The following is a 16,762-nucleotide window of genomic DNA, read 5'->3' as shown; positions in this document are numbered from 1 at the left end:
ATCTTCGATCGGCTAACACCTCAGGATGAGGTGGGTGATCGGGATTTCTTCTCAGGCAACAACATCATTTTGGAAAAATATTTGACGACGTGTTGTAAAATATTTTTTGCTAATTAATCAAATTTTTAGACATGTTATTGCATCACTAATTTTATATTATTATATTATGCTGGATTGAACGATAATATTAATCCATCCAACCCGGAATACTCACCCCACCCGCAACAACCCGGCCAACGCCGCCACATCCCCCGGATTGTCCGACAACAGCGCGTCGATCTCGCCGTTCGCCAGCGCCCGGACGTGCCGGCAATCGGGCCGGAACCGTGCACCGGCGCAGGTGCAGCGCAGGCGCGGGCCGTCGCGGGTGTCCACCAGCCGCACGTCGTAGGGCGTGCCGGTGCTGCCGCGGACGACGAAATGCAGCAGCGGCGCGCGGCTGCGGCTCGGCGCCACCCCGCGCAGGGCCCGGGCGACGATTCCCTCGGACGACCGCGCACCCTCCCCGGCCCGCTCGCGGGTGAGATTCATGCGGCGGGCCAGACTCGCGATGTCCGGCGCGCCGGCCTCCCGCATGACGGCAAGGGCAATCTCCGCGCAGGCATAGGCGTCCTCGCCGGCATCGTGGTGGCGGAACGTCACGCCGACCCGGGCGGCGAGCGCCGAGAGCCGGTAGGTCCCCTGTCCCTGGCCGCCCTCCCCCGGCCAGTGCCGGCGGGCGAGTTGCACCGTGCAGAGCGACGTATAGGCCGGCTGCGGCAGTCCGTAGGCCTGGAGCGTCGCGGCGAGCACCCCGACATCGAAGCTGGCATTGTGGGCCAGCACCAGGCTGCCGGCGATCTCCGGCAGGAACGGCGCCATCGCCTCCGGAAACGACGGTGCCCGCTCCACGTCCCGCGGCCGGATGCCGTGGACCCGGATGTTGCCGGGCGAGAAGCGCATCTCCGCCGGCCGGATCAGCGTTGATTCCCGCCGCACCACCCGGCCGCCCTCGATCCAGGCGAGGCCGACGGCGCAGGGGCTGTCGCGGCGCTCGTTGGCGGTCTCGAAGTCGATCGCGAGGGTGCGGGGAAAGGTCATGCCGGCGCTCTCCCCCGCGAAGACGCCGAATTTCAGGCGCTCGCCACCATCGCCAGCCACTCGTCCTCCGAGACGACCTTGACCCCGTGCTTCTCGGCATCCTTGAGCTTGCTGCCCGCACCCGGCCCGGCCACCACGAGATCCGTCTTCGCCGAGACCGAGCCCGAGACCTTGGCGCCCAGGCGCTCGGCCGTGGCCTTGGCCTCGCTGCGGGTCATCTTTTCGAGCGTGCCGGTGAACACCACGGTCTTGCCGCTGAACGCCGCGGCTTGCGCGACCGGCGCCGCCCGCTCGGTCTCGACCTCGGCGAGCAACGCCTGTACCGCCGCGACGTTGTGCTCTTCCGAGAAGAACTGGATCAGGGAGGCGGTGGTGACCGCGCCGATCTCGCCGTCATCGGCGAGCGCCCGGTAGGCATCGCCCGGGACCTGCTGCGCCGCGCGTTCCACCGCCGCCCGCACGCCGGCGGAATCGCCATAGGCCCCGACCAGGGAGTCGCGCTGCGGCGCCGACAGTCGGGCCACGGCGCCGCCGGCCAGGAGATCGATCTCCGGGTCCCTGGCGGCGTCGAGCAGCCGGTCGCGAGTGGTGGCGCCGACGCGGTCGAGGCTGGCGAGCGCGATCCAGTCCGGTCCCGGCTGACACTCGGCCGCCGCCGCGACGCCCGCCATCAGGGCCGGCATATCCGAAAAGTGCTTGGCGAGCGCCTTGGCGGTGGCCTCGCCGACCTGCTCGATGCCGAGCGCGAAGATGAACCGGTTGAGCGGGATTTTTCTCCGCGCCTCGACCCCGGCGAGCAGGTTCTTGATCGCCTTGTCCTCGTCGTCCTTCTTCTTGGCGGCCTTCCTGATCTCCTTGCCGGCGGCGAGCGCCCGCTCGGCGGAGAGCGCCTGGCGCCGGGCGACCACCGCCTCCTTCAGCGGCTCGAAATCGAGACGGAACAGGTCGGCGGGCTGGCGCACCAGGCCGGCCTCGAACAGGGTCTCGATATAGGTCTCGCCGAAGCCCTCGATGTCGAAGGCGTTGCGCGAGACGAAGTGCTTCAGCCGCTCCTGGCCTTGCGCCGGGCAGATCAGCCCGCCGGTGCAGCGGCGCACCGCGTCGAGCTTGCCCGTGCGCGGGTTGAGGCCGCGGACCGCATGGCTGCCGCAGGCCGGGCAGGTCTCGGGGAAGCGATAGGGCACGGCCTCCGCGGGGCGATGCTCCAGCACCACGTCGGCGACCTTCGGGATCACGTCGCCGGCGCGCAGGACCACCACGGTGTCGCCGACGCGCACGTCCGACCCTTGCGCCAGATCGACGTCGTCCCGCAGGGTCTGGCCCTTCCAGATCGCGACGCCGCTGCGGATCGGATTGCCGTCGGCATCGACGCCGTGGACGTAATCCTCGTTGTGGAGCGTCGCGTTCGACACCACCACGCCGCCGACCGTGACCGGTTTCAGCCGCGCCAGCGGGTTGAGCGAGCCGGTGCGCCCGACATTGATGTCGATCGCCTCGACCACCGTGGTGGCGCGCTGGGCCGGGAACTTGTGGGCTGTCGCCCAGCGCGGCGCGCGGGCGACGAAGCCGAGGCGGCGCTGGAGCGCGAACGAATCGACCTTGTAGACGACGCCGTCGATGTCGTAGCCGAGATCGGCGCGACGCGCCTCGATCATCCGGTAATGCGCCAGCATCGCCGCCGCGTCCTGGCACAGGACCGTCAGCGGGTTCACCGGCAGGCCCCAGTCGCGAAACGCCTCGATCATCTCGAACTGCGAATCGGCCGGCTGGTCCGACATCTCGCCGGCCGCGTAGGCGAAGAAGCGCAAGGGGCGCGAGGCGGTGATGCTCGAATCGAGCTGGCGCAGCGAGCCGGCGGCGGCGTTGCGCGGATTGGCGAAGAGCGGCTTGCCGGCCGCCTCCTGGCGCGCGTTGATGCCGGCGAAATCGGCGTGCGACAGGTAGACCTCGCCGCGGATCTCGCACACCTCCGGCCAGCCCTCGCCGGCCAGCTCGTCCGGAATCTCCTTGATCGTCCGGACGTTGGCGGTCACGTCCTCGCCGACCTCGCCGTCGCCCCGGGTCGCCGCGGTGACGAGGCGCCCCTGCTCGTAGCGGAGCGACAGGGACAGCCCGTCGATCTTCGGCTCGGCCGTGAAGGCGACCGGCTCATCGCCCGAGAGGCCGAGGAAGCGGCGCACCCGCTCGACGAAATCGCCGATCTCCTCGTCCGAGAAGGCGTTGCCGAGCGACAGCATCGGCACCGCGTGCCGCACCTTGGCGAACTTGTCCGACGCCTTGGCACCGACGCTGGCCGAGGCCTCGCCGGTCCCGGCGAGATCGGGGAAGCGCGCCTCGATCGTCTCCAGCCGGCGCCGCAGGGCGTCGTACTCGGCATCCGAGATCGTCGGCGCATCCTCGCCATGATAGCGCCGGTCGTGCTCCGCGATCTCCGCCGAGAGGGCGGCGTGGAGGCTCTGCGCGCTCTTCGGGTCGAGGTCGTCGGGGGCGGTGTCGCGGGTGGGGGGCATGGACGCTCTTGAACGCGAAGAATCTGGCCGGGCTTGGTAGGCGGCGCGAATCGGGGCCTGTCCTGGCTCAAGGATGGCTTGGATTTCGTTAACCAGGCCACCCCGCGCGGAGAAGACCGCTTCAGGGCCTGTTTGATTGAATCGGCGGCTCTCTCCCACCTTCCACCTCGTCCTGAGGTGCCGGCCGATCGAAGATCGGTTGGCCTCGAAGGAGGGCTCCAGGGATTGCAGAGACTTCTGGAGCCCTCCTTCGAGGCTCCCTGGCGGTCGCACCTCAGGATGAGGGTGCGGGTGGGGCATCGCAGGCCAATTTCCAGCCTTTGAAAGGATTGGGCGGTCAAACAGGCACTTCAGATCAGCTTCAACCCGCGGAAGCTCGCATGGCCGTCCCGGCCGACGATGATGTGGTCGTGCACCACGATCCCGAGGGGCCCGGCCACCGCGATGATGTCGCGGGTCATCTTGATGTCGGCCTGAGACGGGGTCGGATCGCCGGACGGGTGGTTGTGGACCAGGATGAGCGCCGTGGCGGAGAGTTCGAGCGCCCGGCGCACCACCTCGCGGGGATAGACCGGGGTGTGATCGACGGTGCCGCGGCCCTGCACCTCGTCGGCGATCAGGCGGTTGCGCTTGTCGAGGAAAAGCAGCCGGAACTCTTCCCGCTGCGCGAAGGCCATGGCGGCGCGGCAATAGTCGATCACCGCGGCCCAGGACGAGAGCAGCGTCCGCTCTGCCACCGCGCCGCGGGCGAGCCGCCGCCCGGCCGCCTCCATGATCTTGAGGTCGGTGACCACCGACGGCCCGATCCCGTCGATCTCGAGCAAGCGCTCGGCGGGAGCGCTGATCACCTCGGCGAAGCTGCCGAAGCGGGCGATCAGCGCCTTGGCGATCGGCTTGACGTCCCGGCGCGGGATGGCCCGGAACAGCACCAGTTCCAGGAACTCGTAATCCGGCAGCGTGTCGCCCTGCGCGAAACGGGCGCGCAGCCGGTCGCGGTGGCCGTGGTAATGCGGCTCTTCGGCCTTTTCGTGGACCTTGCCGTCCTGCGCCTTGAGGCCGGGTTCCGGCCCGCCGGCCTCCGCGAAACCGGGGGTGGTGCGGCGGGCCATGGCCGTCAGGCGGCGACGGTGTCGCGCGGCTTGTCCAGCCCCTTGGGCGAGAGGGTGAAGATCTCGACGCCGGTCTCGGTCACCGCCACCGTGTGCTCGAACTGGGCTGAGAGCGAACGGTCGCGGGTCACGGCGGTCCAGCCGTCGGCCAGCACCTTCACGGCCGGGCGGCCGAGATTGATCATCGGTTCGACGGTGAAGAACTGCCCGGGCTTCAGGGCGACGCTGTAGCTCGGCTCGACGTAGTGCAGGATGGTCGGCGCGTCGTGATAGGTGCGGCCGAGGCCGTGGCCGCAGAAATCGCGCACCACCGAGCAGCGCTCGGCTTCGGCAAAAGCCTGGATCGCCGCGCCGATGTCGTTGGTGGTGCCGCCCGGCTTGATCGCCGCGATGCCGCGCATCATCGCCTCGTGGGTGATCTCGCACAGGCGCGCGGCCTTGCGCGGCACCTCGCCGACATAGGCCATGCGGCTCGAATCGCCGTGCCAGCCATCGACGATCAGGCAGATGTCGAGGTTGACGATGTCGCCCTCGCGCAGGGGCTTGTCGTTCGGGATGCCGTGGCAGACGACGTGATTGATCGAGGTGCAGATCGATTTCGGATAGCCACGGTAATGCAGCGAGGCGGGATAAGCGCCGTGATCCATCGCGAAGGTGTAGGCGAGGCGGTCGAGCGCCTCGGTGGTGACGCCCGGCGCCACCGCCTCCATCAGCAGGTCCAGGGCCTCGGCGGTCAGCCGTCCGGCCTTGCGCATCGCCGCGAAGGCCTCGGGGCCGTGGATCGGCGGTTCCTGCCGGCGGCTGTCCTTGACCGCACTCTGCTCGTCACGACTCATCGGGGGCCCGGGATAGGATGCTGGCAGCGCTCTGGATGGCTTTCGATGTAGGCGCTTCCGGCCCCGAAGCCAAGGAGGCACGATTGGGGGAAGGGGCGTCTCAGCGCGGATCGACCCAGGCGCGCGGCCGGGCCGGCGCCGCGGCGGGCGCCCGTTGCGCGACCCGCACCGGCCGCGCCGCGGCCTGGCGCACCGCGTGGTGGCGCCGCACCCGGCGGCCGGCCCGGCGGTGGCCCCTCGCCGATTCGCCCCAGGCGGCGCCGACGACCCCGCCCACCACCGCGCCGATCGGCCCGGCGACGAGGGCGCCCGCCACCGCACCGGCCCCGGCGCCGACCACGGTGCGGCTCTGGGCCTGGGCCGCGGTGGCGCCGAGCGTGGTCGCGCCGCTGAGGGCGAGGAGGAGGGCGAGCCTCGGCAGGAAGCGGGTCACGGGCGATCCTCTCGTGGTCATGAAACCGGTCGGGCGCCCCGATGTCGCAAGACCATGACGAAACCGCGGCGCGTGCGCCGCGCCGGCCCGAACCCCTAGGCGCGGCGGCCCCGAGGGGCTAGGAGAACACGATCTTCCGAGGGCATCTTGCCCCGCAAATCCAGGAACTCTGAGGCGATGGCAGACAAGGCGGTCCCGCACTTCCACAACCAGGACGGCGTTCCGGTCATCCAGGTCGGCTCGAAGGAGTTCATGTGCATCGGCGCGCTGCCGCCGTTCGACCATCCCCACGTCTTCCTCGACATGGGCGCCGACGACGAGATCATCTGCCAGTATTGCTCGACGCTGTACCGCTACAACCCGGCCCTGAAGGCCGGCACGGCGGAGCCGGCCGCGAGCGTCTGGGACGACCGCGCCCGCCTCGCCGCCGAGTAGACCTTGGCATCGAGCCATCTGCCGGGGAACCGACCGGTCCCGGACCGGCCGGGCCTGCGCATCGCGATCGTCGGGGCCGGCATCGGCGGGCTCACGGCGGCCCTCGCCTTGAGCGCCCGCGGGCACGACGTCACCTTGGTCGAGCGCCGCACCGCCTTCAGCGAGGTCGGGGCGGGCCTGCAGCTCTCACCCAATGCCAGCCGGATCCTGACCGAGCTCGGCCTCGGGCTGCCCTTGCGCCGCGTCGCCGGCGAGCCGGCCCGGGTGCGGATCCGGAGCCTGACGCATGCCCGCGCGATCGGCGAGATCGCGCTCGGCGAGGCGATGCGCGAGCGCTTCGGCGCGCCCTATTGGGTGGTGCACCGGGCCGACCTCCAGACCATCCTGCTCGAGGCCGCCCGCGGCCGGCCGGGCATCCGGCTCCTGATCGGCCGCGCCGTCACCGGGGTGCAGGAAGCTGCGTCGGGCACCACCCTGACGCTCGCCAGCGACGGCGGCCGCACCGAGACCCTCGACTCCGACCTCGTGGTGGCGGCCGACGGGGTGCGCTCGTCCCTGCGGGCCCGGTTCGACCGGCGCCCGTTGCGCCCCCGCGGCGAATCCGCTTGGCGCGCCACCCTCCCCCGCGAGGCGGTACCGCCCGAGTTCCTGGCCGACGAGACCGGCCTGTGGCTCGGCCCCGGCCGGCACGTGGTGCATTACCCGATCAATGGCGGGCGCCGGCTCAACCTCGTGGCGGTCGTGCCGGACAAGGAGCGCAGCGAGGATTGGGGCGCCCGCGGCGAGCCCTCCCGCCTGCGCGCCGCCTTCGCCGACGCCGCCCCGCCGCTCTCCGGCCTGCTCGCCCGGCCCGAATCCTGGCTGGTCTGGTCCCTGGTCGACCGCCCGGCGGCCCGCCCGATGGCCCGCGGCCGGATCGCGCTGCTCGGCGACGCCGCCCATCCGGTGCTGCCGTTCCTGGCGCAAGGCGCGGCCCTGGCGATCGAGGATGCCGCGGTGCTCGCCGCCTGCCTCGACCCCGGCGATTCCGTGCCGGCGGCGCTGTCCCGCTACGCCAAGGCCCGGGCCGAGCGGGTCGCCACCATCCAGGCGCACGCTCGCCGCAACGGCCGGATCTACCACGCCGGCACCCTGGTCTCGGCCGCCCGCGACGTGGTGATGGGGCGCTTGGGTGCGGAGCAGATGACCGAGCGCTATGCGTGGCTCTACGGCTGGCGGCCGCTCGGGCCGGCGTGAACAAAGCTGCCCGGGAAATAGACCTCCACAACCAAATGCGGAATCCCTCTCCCACACGGGCGACTGCGTTCAACCATCTTGATCCGACACGTCTCCCCGCTTGAAAGTCGCGCGCCTCCCCTCCCCCTTGTGGGGAGGGGTATGGGGGTGGGGGTGGTGCCGGATAGAGCGAGGCGGTGCCTCCTGCACCACCCCCACCCCTAACCCCTCCCCACAAGGGGGAGGGGAAAGCGCCATTCTTTTAACCGGACAGCCTTGCGGCTCAGAGCCCTTGATCTGCGCCCCGCACCCCGCTAACCCGGACGGGCTGGGCTAAGCACCCGCGCGGACGTGGCGGAATCGGTAGACGCACGAGACTTAAAATCTTGCGACCTCTGGTCGTGCGGGTTCGAGTCCCGCCGTCCGCACCAAGTGCTCGTTTCAACACTACGAAATGCGGCATAGAATCGAACAAAGCCACGGATAAATCCGGACCCCGCTGCGGACGGCTCCTCTGGAAAAATCAGCTAACTAATATTGATATTTTTGGCGCTCATTAGAAGCAATAAGGAAAATAAATTTGATAAAATTAGACTTTATTTTATAAATTGCGATGTATGATTTATTTTGAGGTATGATTGTTTGCATTCATATCGATGCGACATATTTCCCCAAGATCGTTCCAATAACAGTGAAGGCGTTGTTTGTTATATTTTATACGAGCGCTGCAATGTCAAAAAATACTTAATGACTCGGAACCAGAGCCTCCGACCCAGATCGTAAAGGCGATAGAATTTCGAAAGGTGATAAAAGTTATGAGCGTCCCTGAAGAAAGAATACCGATAGGAAAAACATTCAGTCGGCGGGAAGCAGTAGAAGCTCAAATTAACGCGGCAATTTTTCTATTCTTGAGCGATAATTACCCCGCCGCTGTAAATTTGGCCTTAGCCGCAGAGGATGCTATGCCAGAATCGGAAGAGCCATACATATTTCTTGTTATCCAGAAACACAGCAACGAAATGTCAAAGGAGATAAATGGGTTAAAAAATTGGCTAAAACATAAGAAAGACGAGGAATATATCAACATCAGAGAGTTTGAGGTTGTCCTAGCAATTGATAGATCAGTTAGTAAATTCATTGCGGTTTATAAAAACACGACAAAAAACATGGATATATATTTTCAGTGGCGGAAAATCCATGGATATTAATTTTGTTCAAATAACATTTACATTTAGAGCGCCTATCTAAACCGCCTTCGCTCCTGTTATTTCAACCACTTAGCGGGTGCCGGGGCGGGTTAAGTTAGGGGCTCTTATATATGTCAGCGTTTTTTATTGAGTGTGCGACCTATTAAATAATACATTATAATTTTATCCTGCAAACGTCGCATTCGCGCCTCAATCGATCGCGACATCAATTATTTTATCAACTTTAGCCAATTGATCTTCATTAAATCTAGAAAGCTTTGTATATATTTTAGAAAGTATGCGCGCCCTTTCTCCGTTTGCGGACACAATTGGCCCTTCGCCGAAGAAGGCACTCTCAGGAAAATTCAATATTTCTGCGAGTTTTTCGATAGTGGAAAATGACGGAGAGGCTACTCCACGCTCGATCTTACTGATCATCTCCATAGAAAGTGCCGTTTTCTCCGCGAGATCAGCTTGCGTCAAGCGTCGCGATTTACGGCAATTTCGTAAGTTTGTTCCGAAAATGACTGCAAGGGACACGCGCTACCTCCGCGCAGCGACCCTCTGCGGGGGAGGCCAATGGCTGAAGGGAATGGTGTTGCGATCAGCGTGATATAAGTAATATAATTACTAAAATCGCGATGTACGCATAAGGATTACGGGTCATGCCCGATTGGGTCTGGAGCCCCCTCCGATGGGCGTTGGTCGCCGCGGCCTTCTCCCCCATCGCGCTCGCCCTCGGCTGGGCGCTCGTCGAAGGGCTCCTCTTCCCCCGCCTGATCCCGCGCGACGCCATCGACGCGCTCGCCGAGGCGGTGATGCGGGAGCATCCCGAGGATCCGGAGGGCTGGGCGTTCCGGGAGGAGCACGCGGCCTGGGTCCGCAGCCGGGCGGTCGAGCAGGGCCAGTGGCGTCGGGTGCGGCGGCGGATCAGGGCGAGGATGCGGGAGGAAGAGGCGTCGCGCGCGGCGTGGAATCGAGGCGGCGTGTGAGGCGGAGCAGGTCTCCGCCTTCCCTTGGGGCAGGGCTATCCGGGGGAAGGTGTGCCGCACCTCCCCTCTCCAGGCGATGCCGGGCAAGCCCGGCATCGCCTGGAGAGGGGATCCCGCGCTTGATGTTAAAGGAAATTTTTCCCGCCCCCTGCCGCAGAGGGTAGAGGGTTGGGGCGCGCCGGCCGTCGCCCCCGCATCGCGCCGATCGCCCGGACCACCGCCTTCCGCACCTCCTCGAGGACCAGCACAAGGCTGGCGATAGCGGTGCAGAACAGCCAGTCGCCGGCGCTCAGGGGCACGGTCGAAAAACCCTGCTGGAGCACGGGAAGGGAGACGACGGCGACCTGGAGCAGGAGGGAGACGCCGATCGCGGCCCAGAGCCAGCGGTTCCGGAACAGGCCGGCAAAGGCGCTCGCCTGCGCCGAGCGGGCGTTGAGGGTGTTGAAGAGCTGGCACAGGACGAGGGTCGTGAAGGTCATCGTCTGCGCGTAGGCCAGGCTGCCCTGACCCGCGACGAGCCCGCCGGGCAGGCAGGCATCGAGCACGAACAGGCTGCACCCCGCGGTCACGAGGCCGACGAAGCCGAGGCTCCAGGCCATCGCGCCGGTCAGCACGCCCTCGGCCCGGGGGCGCGGCGGTTGCATCATCGCGGCAGGGTCGGCCGGGTCGAGCGCGAGGGCCAGGGCCGGGGCGCCGTCGGTGACGAAGTTGATCCACAGGATCTGCGTCGCCAGGAGCGGCAGCACCAGTGCGCCGGACGCGGCGGGCAGGCCGAGGACGGGGGCCAGCACCACGCCGAGGGCCATCGTCGCCACCTCGCCGAGATTCGACGACAGCAGGTAGCGCAGCACCTTGCGGATGTTGGCAAAGATCGCCCGCCCCTCCTCGACCGCCGCCACGATGGTGGCGAAGTTGTCGTCGGCGAGCACGATGTCGGCGGCCTCGCGGGAGACGTCGGTGCCGGTCACCCCCATGGCGATGCCGATCTCCGCCGCCTTCAAGGCGGGGGCGTCGTTCACGCCGTCGCCGGTCATGGCGACGACGAGGCCGTTGCGCTGGAGCGCCCGGACGATGCCCAGCTTGTGCGCGGGCGCGACGCGGGCATAGACCGAGACATGGCGCACCGCCGCGGCGAGGGCCTCCGGCGACAGCGCGTCGAGCTGCGCCCCGGTGAGGACGGTGCCGTCGCCCGGGAGGCCGATCTCGGCCGCGACCGCGGCGGCGGTGCGCGGATCGTCCCCCGTCAGCATGATCGGCCGGATACCGGCGGCGAGCGCCCGGGCCACCGCCGCGCGCGCCTCCGGGCGGGGCGGATCGCTCATGCCGATCAGGCCGAGGAAGACGAGATCCCGCTCGATCGATTCGTCCGGCGCCGCGTCGTCGCCGGCCGGCAGGGAGCGGTCGGCGACGCCCAAGGTCCGCAGGCCGCGTCCGGCGAGCCCTGCGCCGGCCGCCAGGATCGCCTCGCGCCGCTCCGGCGTGAGCGGCCGGTCCCGCCCGCCGGCGCGCTCGTGGGTGCAGCGCGCCAGCACCGTGTCGGGGGCGCCCTTCACGGCGACGAGCCGGCGCCCGTCGTCACGGTGGAGCGTGCTCATCCGCCGGCGCTCGGACGAGAACGGGATCTCGGCGAGGCGGGCGAAGCGGCGCGCGAGGGCGCCGGGATCGAGCCCGGCCGCCTGCGCGGCGAAGAGCAGGGCCCCTTCGGTCGGGTCGCCCTGGATGGTCCAGGCGCCGTCGCGCCGTTGCAGCACGGCGTCGTTGGCGAGCGCGGCCGCGCGCAGGGCCCGCTCCACCTCGCGGCGGCGCGCCTCGTCCCGGTCGAGGCCGGCCGGGGCGGGATCGAACGCGGTGGGTCCGCTCGCGGTCAGAACCGTGCGGACCGCCATCCGGTTGTGGGTGAGCGTGCCGGTCTTGTCGGAGGCGATCACCTCGGCCGAGCCCAGGGTCTCCACCGCCGCGAGCCGGCGCACGATCGCCCGCCGCCGCGCCATGCGCAGCACGCCGAGGGAGAGGGACGCGGTCACGACCGCCGGCAGGCCCTCCGGGACCGCCGCCACCGCGAGTGCCACCGCCAGGATCAGCGTATCGAGCAGGGCCGGAAGCGTCCGGACCCGGTCCGCCAGGACGATGGTCGCCGCCAGGGCGGCGGCGATGGCGAGGACCGCCAGCCCGAGCCGCCGGCCGAGCCGGGCGAGCGCCGCCTGGAGCGGGGTGGCCTCCTCCGGCGTCTCGTCGAGCAGGCCGGCGATGCGCCCGAGCTCGGTCCGCATCCCGGTCGCCGTCACCACGCCCACGCCCCGCCCGGCCGCGACCGTGGTGCCGCTGAACACCAGGGTGCGACGCTCCGCCAGGCTCGCGTCACCGGCGAGCGGCGCGGTGTCCTTTGACACCGGCAGGCTCTCGCCGGTCAGGGCGGCCTCGTTCGTGAGCAAGGCGCTCGCCGCGATCAGGCGAGCATCGGCGGGGATCGCGTCGCCTTCCTCGATCCGGACGATGTCGCCGGGCACCAGCCCGGTCGCCGGGATCTCCTCCCGCCTCCCCTCGCGGACGACCCGGGCCCGGGCCGCCGATAGCCGCCGCAGGGCCGCGATGGCCTGCATCGCCCGCGCCTCCTGGACGTAGCCCATCGCACCGTTGAGGAGCACGATGCCCAGGATGGCGAGAGCCTCGAAGGGCAGGCTCTCTCTCCCTGTCCCCGCCCGTACCGAGTCCTGGAGCCAGACGCCCGCCGAGACGAGGGCGGCGGCCACGAGCAGCAGCACCAGCGGATCGGTGAATTGCGCCATCAGCCGGCGCCAGGCCGGAACCGGCGGCCGGGCGCGGAGCGCATTCGGGCCGAAGCGCTCCGCCCGGGCGCGCACCGCGTCGCGGCTCAGGCCGGAGGCGGGATCGACACCGAGGGCAGCCAGGACCGCGTCCGTGGACAGGCCTTCGGGCGCACCCGGGCCGGCATGGGGACGGGCCGTCGTCGTCTGCTCGCTCACCCGATCCCTCCCTCGGCCGATCTCCAGGCGGCGCCCGCCCACACTCGATGCGTGACGGGGCAGGGTGTCGTTGATCCAGGGCAACAGGGGCGGATGGCCCGTCGGCGTGAGCCCGGCTCGCAGGACGCCGAGTCCTTGGGGCGCGTGCCGCCCCGGCAGAACGAGCGCCTCCCGCCCCGCTTGACCAACCGGCCGGTCGGTCAATAATGGGAGCATAACGAAGGGAGGACGCCATGCGGCTGGAGAGCTACGTCCAGGGACGCTGGATCGCGCCGGGGGGACACTGGACCGGCATCCGCAGCGCCGTGACCGGCGCGGTGGTGGCGGAGGTCGGCGGCGGCGGTCTCGATATGGCCGAGGTGCTGGACCATGCCCGCCGGGTCGGCGGTCCGGCCTTGCGCCGCCTCACCTTCCACCAGCGCGCCGAGATGCTGAAGCGGCTCGCCACCTATCTCAACGAGCGCCGGGACGGGCTCTACGCCCTGTCGCACCAGACCGGGGCGACCCGCGCCGACAACCTGATCGACATCGACGGCGGAATCGGCACTCTCTTCGTCTACGCCTCGAAGGGGCGGCGCGAATTGCCGAACGCCACATTCCTGATCGACGGAGCGGTGGAGCCGCTGTCGCGGGGCGGCAGCTTCGTCGGGCGCCACGTGATGACGGCGCGGAGAGGCTGCGCCGTCCACATCAACGCCTTCAACTTCCCGTGCTGGGGCCTGCTCGAAAAGCTCGCGCCCGCGATCCTCGCCGGCGTGCCGGTGGTGACGAAGCCTGCCACCATCACGTCTTACGTCGCCCACGCGCTGGTGCGGCTGATCGCCGAATCCGGCATCCTGCCCGAGGGCGCGCTGCAATGCGTGGTCGGCCCGACCGGCGACCTGTTCGATCACCTGACCGGCCAGGACGTGGTGTCGTTCACCGGCTCGGCCGAGACCGCGCAGACTCTCCAGCGCCATCCGGTCATCGCCCGCGAGGCGGTGCATTTCGTCGCCGAGCGCGACTCGCTCAACGCGGCGATCCTCGGCCCCGATGCCGGGCCCGGCACGCCGGAATTCGACCTCTACGTCAAGGAGGTCGCCAAGGAGATGACCGTCAAGGCCGGGCAGAAATGCACGGCGATCCGCCGGGCGCTGGCGCCGCGCCAGCATGTGCCGGCGGTGATCGAGGCGCTCAAGCAGCGCCTCGCCGGGGTCACGATCGGCGATCCCGCCCGCGAGGACGTGCGGATGGGCCCTGTGGTCGGCCTGTCGCAGCGCCGCGACGTGCTCGCCCGGGTCGAGGCCTTGCGGGGGGAGGCCGAGCTGGTCTTCGGCGATCCGGCGCGCCTCGCGGTGGCGGGGGCGGATCCTGAGACCGGCGCCTTCCTGCCGCCGATGCTGCTCCACTGCGCCGACCCGCTCCGGGCCCGGCAGGTGCATGAGCTGGAGGCCTTCGGCCCGGTCTGCACCGTGATGGGCTATGACGGGCTGGAGGCGGCGGCGGCGCTCGCCAATCGCGGCGGAGGGAGCCTCGTCGCCTCGCTCTACACCCACGACCCGGCGGCGGCGGCGGAACTGGTCTTCGGCGTCAGTCCCTATCACGGTCGCCTCGTCGTCCTCGACCGCGACTGCGCCAAGGAGCAGACCGGCCACGGCTCGCCGATGCCGCACATGATGCATGGCGGCCCCGGCCGGGCCGGCGGCGGCGAGGAGCTGGGCGGCGTGCGGGCCTTGTCCCACTACATGCAGCGCACGGCGCTGCAGGGCTCGCCCGCGATGCTGACCCGGATCACCCAGAGCTGGATCAAGGGCGCGCCGGAAACAATCCTGCCCGAGCACCCGTTCCGCTGCCACTTCGAGGACCTGGAGATCGGCCGCAGCTTCCACTCGGCCGAGCGGGTGATCACGCTTCAGGACATCGAGCATTTCGCTCGATTCACCGGCGACACCTTCTACGCCCATATGAGCGAGGAGGCGACGAAGGGGCACCCGTTCTTCCCCGGCCGGGTGGCGCACGGCTACCTGCTCCTGTCCTTCGCCGCCGGCCTGTTCGTCGATCCCGATCCGGGCCCGGTTCTCGCCAATTACGGGCTCGACTCGTTGCGCTTCCTCAAGCCGATCCAGCCCGGCGAGGCGATCCGGGTGCGGCTCACCGCCAAGGAGAAGTCGCCGCGCAACGCGCAATACGGCGAGGTGCGGTGGGACGTGGAGATCCGGACGGCCGCCGACGAAACGGCGGCGACCTACGAATTGCTGACGATGAACGCGATGCGGGGAGCGTGAGCGCGCAGTTCGTCCTCAATCCGGCACCGTGATCCCGCGCAAATCCGCCTTCGGCTCGGGAAATCGCGGGTCCATCGCTTCCAGCGTGCCGGCGATCAGCCGGGCCACCGCGAGGTTGCGGAACCACTTGCGGTTGGCCGGCACCACGTGCCAGGGCGCGAGCCGCGTGCCGCAGAGCGTCAGCGCGTCCTGGAACGCCGCCTGGTAGGAATCCCAGGCCTCGCGCTCGACGAGGTCGGCGGGGTCGAACTTCCAGTTCTTGGTCGGGTCGGCGAGGCGGCTCTCGAGCCGCTCCTTCTGCTCCGCCTTCGAGATGTGCAGGAAGATCTTGAGCACCGTGGTGCCCGAGAGGGTGAGCAGGCGCTCGAAATCGTTGATGAGGTCGTAGCGCGGCCGCCACAGCGCCTCGGGCACCAGCTGCTTGACCCGGACGATCAGCACGTCCTCGTAATGGCTGCGGTTGAACACCCCGATCATGCCGCGGGCCGGCACCTCGCGGTGGTAGCGCCAGAGGAAATCGTGGTCGAGCTCTTCGGCGCTCGGCGTCTTGAACGACGACACCCGGCACCCTTGCGGGTTCACGCCCTCGAAGACGTGGCGGATCGTCCCGTCCTTGCCGCCGGTATCGATCGCCTGGAGCACCACCAGCAGGCTGCGCTTGCGCTCGGCATAGAGCCGTTCCTGCAGCGCCTGGATGCGGGCGCGCACCTCGACCAGCTCGGCTTCCGCCGCCGCCTTGCCGTCGGAGGAACCCGGCGCGTCCGGGTCGATCTCGGCGAGCCGGCACGGCGCCTCGGGCCGGAACTGGACGATTCCCGGCGGCGGGACCGGGATCGTCGCGCCGTGCTCGGCGAGGAAGCCCGGGCTCGCCTCCGCCAGCGATCCGGCCTCGCTCGCCCAGGCGGCGGAGGACGGGCGCGGATGGCCGGGGAGCGAAACCGGCTTGTCTTTCGGGTTCTTCTTCGACATCGGGAAGCGGGGACTCCGGCAGGGACGGCTTCGTGCGACGGATGACAGCAAGATCAACGGCGGCCAAGCGGGGCCGTTCCGCGAGGTGCGACCGGTGACGCGCGCGCCGCTCTACTTCGTGCGCCACGGCGAGACCGACTGGAACGCCGAAGGCCGCCTCCAGGGACAGCGCGACACGGCCCTCAACCGCAAGGGCCACGCCCAGGCCGCGGAGGCCGGCGAACGTCTGGCGGCCCTGCTGGGCACCGGCATCGGCGACCTGCCCTATGTCGCCAGCCCGATGGAGCGCACCCGGCACACCATGGAGGGCCTGCGCACTGCGCTCGGCCTCGATCCCGCCGGCTACACGATCGATCCGCGCCTGCGCGAGATCGGCTTCGGCGCCTGGGAGGGCCTGACCTGGAAGGAGGTCCGGCGCTCGGACCCGGCCCGGTCCCAGGCCCGCGACCGCGACCGCTGGGCCTTTTGCCCGCCGGGCGAGGGCGCCGAGAGCTACGCCATGGTGGCCGAGCGGGTGCGCCCGCTCCTCGACTCCCTCGACCGCCCGACCATCGTCGTGGCGCATGGCGGCGTCGCCCGGGCGGTCATGGTGGCGTTGGGGACGGCCTCGACCGAGGAGGCGCCCCACCTGGAGATCCTCCAGGGCCGAGTCCTGGTCTTCGAGGCCGGCACCCGGCGCTGGGCCTGAGGACCCGGATTTCTGCCCGGGCGTGCCTTGAACCGGCCCCGGTTCTCGTCCACCTCCCGC

General features: G+C 69.1%; 14 protein-coding genes and 1 tRNA gene. 7 read left to right on the top strand and 8 right to left on the bottom strand.

Annotated features, from left to right (window positions below; translation table 11 throughout):
- Nucleotides 1-210: 210 nt before the first annotated feature.
- The 5 genes from HBB12_RS13150 to HBB12_RS13130 form a co-directional block, all read right to left on the bottom strand.
- Nucleotides 211-1,080: a 3'-5' exonuclease gene (locus HBB12_RS13150; RefSeq protein WP_236989749.1), complete on the bottom strand. Its 870-nt coding sequence runs from the start codon at nt 1,078-1,080 to the stop codon at nt 211-213.
- A gap of 32 nt (nt 1,081-1,112) precedes the next feature.
- Complete coding sequence (gene ligA, locus HBB12_RS13145; protein WP_236989748.1) at nt 1,113-3,590, bottom strand: NAD-dependent DNA ligase LigA; 2,478 nt, start codon at nt 3,588-3,590, stop codon at nt 1,113-1,115.
- A gap of 350 nt (nt 3,591-3,940) precedes the next feature.
- Nucleotides 3,941-4,699: a RadC family protein gene (gene radC, locus HBB12_RS13140; RefSeq protein WP_236989747.1), complete on the bottom strand. Its 759-nt coding sequence runs from the start codon at nt 4,697-4,699 to the stop codon at nt 3,941-3,943.
- Between the two features lie 5 nt (nt 4,700-4,704).
- The gene (gene map / locus HBB12_RS13135) at nt 4,705-5,535 is read right to left on the bottom strand and encodes a type I methionyl aminopeptidase (protein ID WP_236989746.1); all 831 of its coding nucleotides are present in this window, start codon (nt 5,533-5,535) and stop codon (nt 4,705-4,707) included.
- A gap of 100 nt (nt 5,536-5,635) precedes the next feature.
- Nucleotides 5,636-5,968 carry a DUF456 family protein gene (locus HBB12_RS13130; RefSeq protein ID WP_236989745.1) on the bottom strand — a complete coding sequence of 111 codons (333 nt, stop codon included), beginning with the start codon at nt 5,966-5,968 and terminating at the stop codon, nt 5,636-5,638.
- A 177-nt stretch (nt 5,969-6,145) separates the two neighbouring features.
- On the opposite strand from HBB12_RS13130, the gene HBB12_RS13125 reads away from it, so the two are divergent.
- The 4 genes from HBB12_RS13125 (at nt 6,146) to HBB12_RS13110 (ending at nt 8,826) form a co-directional block, all read left to right on the top strand.
- Entirely contained in the window at nt 6,146-6,403 is a 258-nt protein-coding gene (locus HBB12_RS13125; RefSeq protein WP_236989744.1) for a zinc-finger domain-containing protein, read from the top strand.
- Nucleotides 6,404-6,421: 18 nt separating this feature from the next.
- A complete protein-coding gene (locus HBB12_RS13120) occupies nt 6,422-7,639 on the top strand; it encodes an FAD-dependent oxidoreductase (protein ID WP_236992767.1) in 1,218 nt (405 codons plus the stop codon).
- Between the two features lie 324 nt (nt 7,640-7,963).
- Nucleotides 7,964-8,049, top strand: a tRNA-Leu gene (locus HBB12_RS13115).
- A gap of 384 nt (nt 8,050-8,433) precedes the next feature.
- Nucleotides 8,434-8,826, top strand: a complete 393-nt coding sequence (locus HBB12_RS13110) for a hypothetical protein (protein ID WP_236989743.1) — start codon at nt 8,434-8,436, stop codon at nt 8,824-8,826.
- Between the two features lie 189 nt (nt 8,827-9,015).
- Here HBB12_RS13110 and relB read toward each other — a convergent pair whose 3' ends face one another.
- Nucleotides 9,016-9,345, bottom strand: a complete 330-nt coding sequence (gene relB, locus HBB12_RS13105) for a type II toxin-antitoxin system RelB family anti-toxin (protein ID WP_236989742.1) — start codon at nt 9,343-9,345, stop codon at nt 9,016-9,018.
- A gap of 125 nt (nt 9,346-9,470) precedes the next feature.
- Between relB and HBB12_RS13100 the strand changes: the two genes are divergently transcribed.
- Nucleotides 9,471-9,797, top strand: coding sequence for a hypothetical protein (locus HBB12_RS13100; protein WP_236989741.1), 327 nt, complete (start codon nt 9,471-9,473; stop codon nt 9,795-9,797).
- A 125-nt stretch (nt 9,798-9,922) separates the two neighbouring features.
- On the opposite strand, the gene HBB12_RS13095 is transcribed toward HBB12_RS13100, so the two are convergent.
- The gene (locus tag HBB12_RS13095; protein WP_236989740.1) at nt 9,923-12,781 is read right to left on the bottom strand and encodes a cation-translocating P-type ATPase; all 2,859 of its coding nucleotides are present in this window, start codon (nt 12,779-12,781) and stop codon (nt 9,923-9,925) included.
- A gap of 233 nt (nt 12,782-13,014) precedes the next feature.
- On the opposite strand from HBB12_RS13095, the gene paaZ reads away from it, so the two are divergent.
- Nucleotides 13,015-15,045, top strand: coding sequence for a phenylacetic acid degradation bifunctional protein PaaZ (paaZ, locus tag HBB12_RS13090; RefSeq protein ID WP_236989739.1), 2,031 nt, complete (start codon nt 13,015-13,017; stop codon nt 15,043-15,045).
- Between the two features lie 15 nt (nt 15,046-15,060).
- On the opposite strand, the gene HBB12_RS13085 is transcribed toward paaZ, so the two are convergent.
- Nucleotides 15,061-16,014 carry a polyphosphate kinase 2 family protein gene (locus HBB12_RS13085; RefSeq protein WP_236989738.1) on the bottom strand — a complete coding sequence of 318 codons (954 nt, stop codon included), beginning with the start codon at nt 16,012-16,014 and terminating at the stop codon, nt 15,061-15,063.
- Between the two features lie 94 nt (nt 16,015-16,108).
- On the opposite strand from HBB12_RS13085, the gene HBB12_RS13080 reads away from it, so the two are divergent.
- Nucleotides 16,109-16,702 carry a histidine phosphatase family protein gene (locus HBB12_RS13080; RefSeq protein WP_236989737.1) on the top strand — a complete coding sequence of 198 codons (594 nt, stop codon included), beginning with the start codon at nt 16,109-16,111 and terminating at the stop codon, nt 16,700-16,702.
- Nucleotides 16,703-16,762 lie beyond the last annotated feature (60 nt).

This window comes from Methylobacterium sp. SyP6R (assembly GCF_019216885.1).
Classification (GTDB): Bacteria; Pseudomonadota; Alphaproteobacteria; order Rhizobiales; family Beijerinckiaceae; genus Methylobacterium.
Note: the sequence above shows the minus strand (reverse complement) of the source record. Positions and strands in the feature narration are given on the sequence as shown.

What these genes read in the sequence shown, in the direction of transcription:
- ligA (WP_236989748.1), bottom strand. Translation starts at nt 3,590, where the DNA reads ATGCCCCCCACCCGCGACACCGCCCCCGACGACCTCGACCCGAAGAGC.
- paaZ (WP_236989739.1), top strand. Translation starts at nt 13,015, where the DNA reads ATGCGGCTGGAGAGCTACGTCCAGGGACGCTGGATCGCGCCGGGGGGA.
- HBB12_RS13150 (WP_236989749.1), bottom strand. Translation starts at nt 1,080, where the DNA reads ATGACCTTTCCCCGCACCCTCGCGATCGACTTCGAGACCGCCAACGAG.
- HBB12_RS13100 (WP_236989741.1), top strand. Translation starts at nt 9,471, where the DNA reads ATGCCCGATTGGGTCTGGAGCCCCCTCCGATGGGCGTTGGTCGCCGCG.
- HBB12_RS13085 (WP_236989738.1), bottom strand. Translation starts at nt 16,014, where the DNA reads ATGTCGAAGAAGAACCCGAAAGACAAGCCGGTTTCGCTCCCCGGCCAT.
- HBB12_RS13110 (WP_236989743.1), top strand. Translation starts at nt 8,434, where the DNA reads ATGAGCGTCCCTGAAGAAAGAATACCGATAGGAAAAACATTCAGTCGG.
- radC (WP_236989747.1), bottom strand. Translation starts at nt 4,699, where the DNA reads ATGGCCCGCCGCACCACCCCCGGTTTCGCGGAGGCCGGCGGGCCGGAA.
- HBB12_RS13125 (WP_236989744.1), top strand. Translation starts at nt 6,146, where the DNA reads ATGGCAGACAAGGCGGTCCCGCACTTCCACAACCAGGACGGCGTTCCG.
- map (WP_236989746.1), bottom strand. Translation starts at nt 5,535, where the DNA reads ATGAGTCGTGACGAGCAGAGTGCGGTCAAGGACAGCCGCCGGCAGGAA.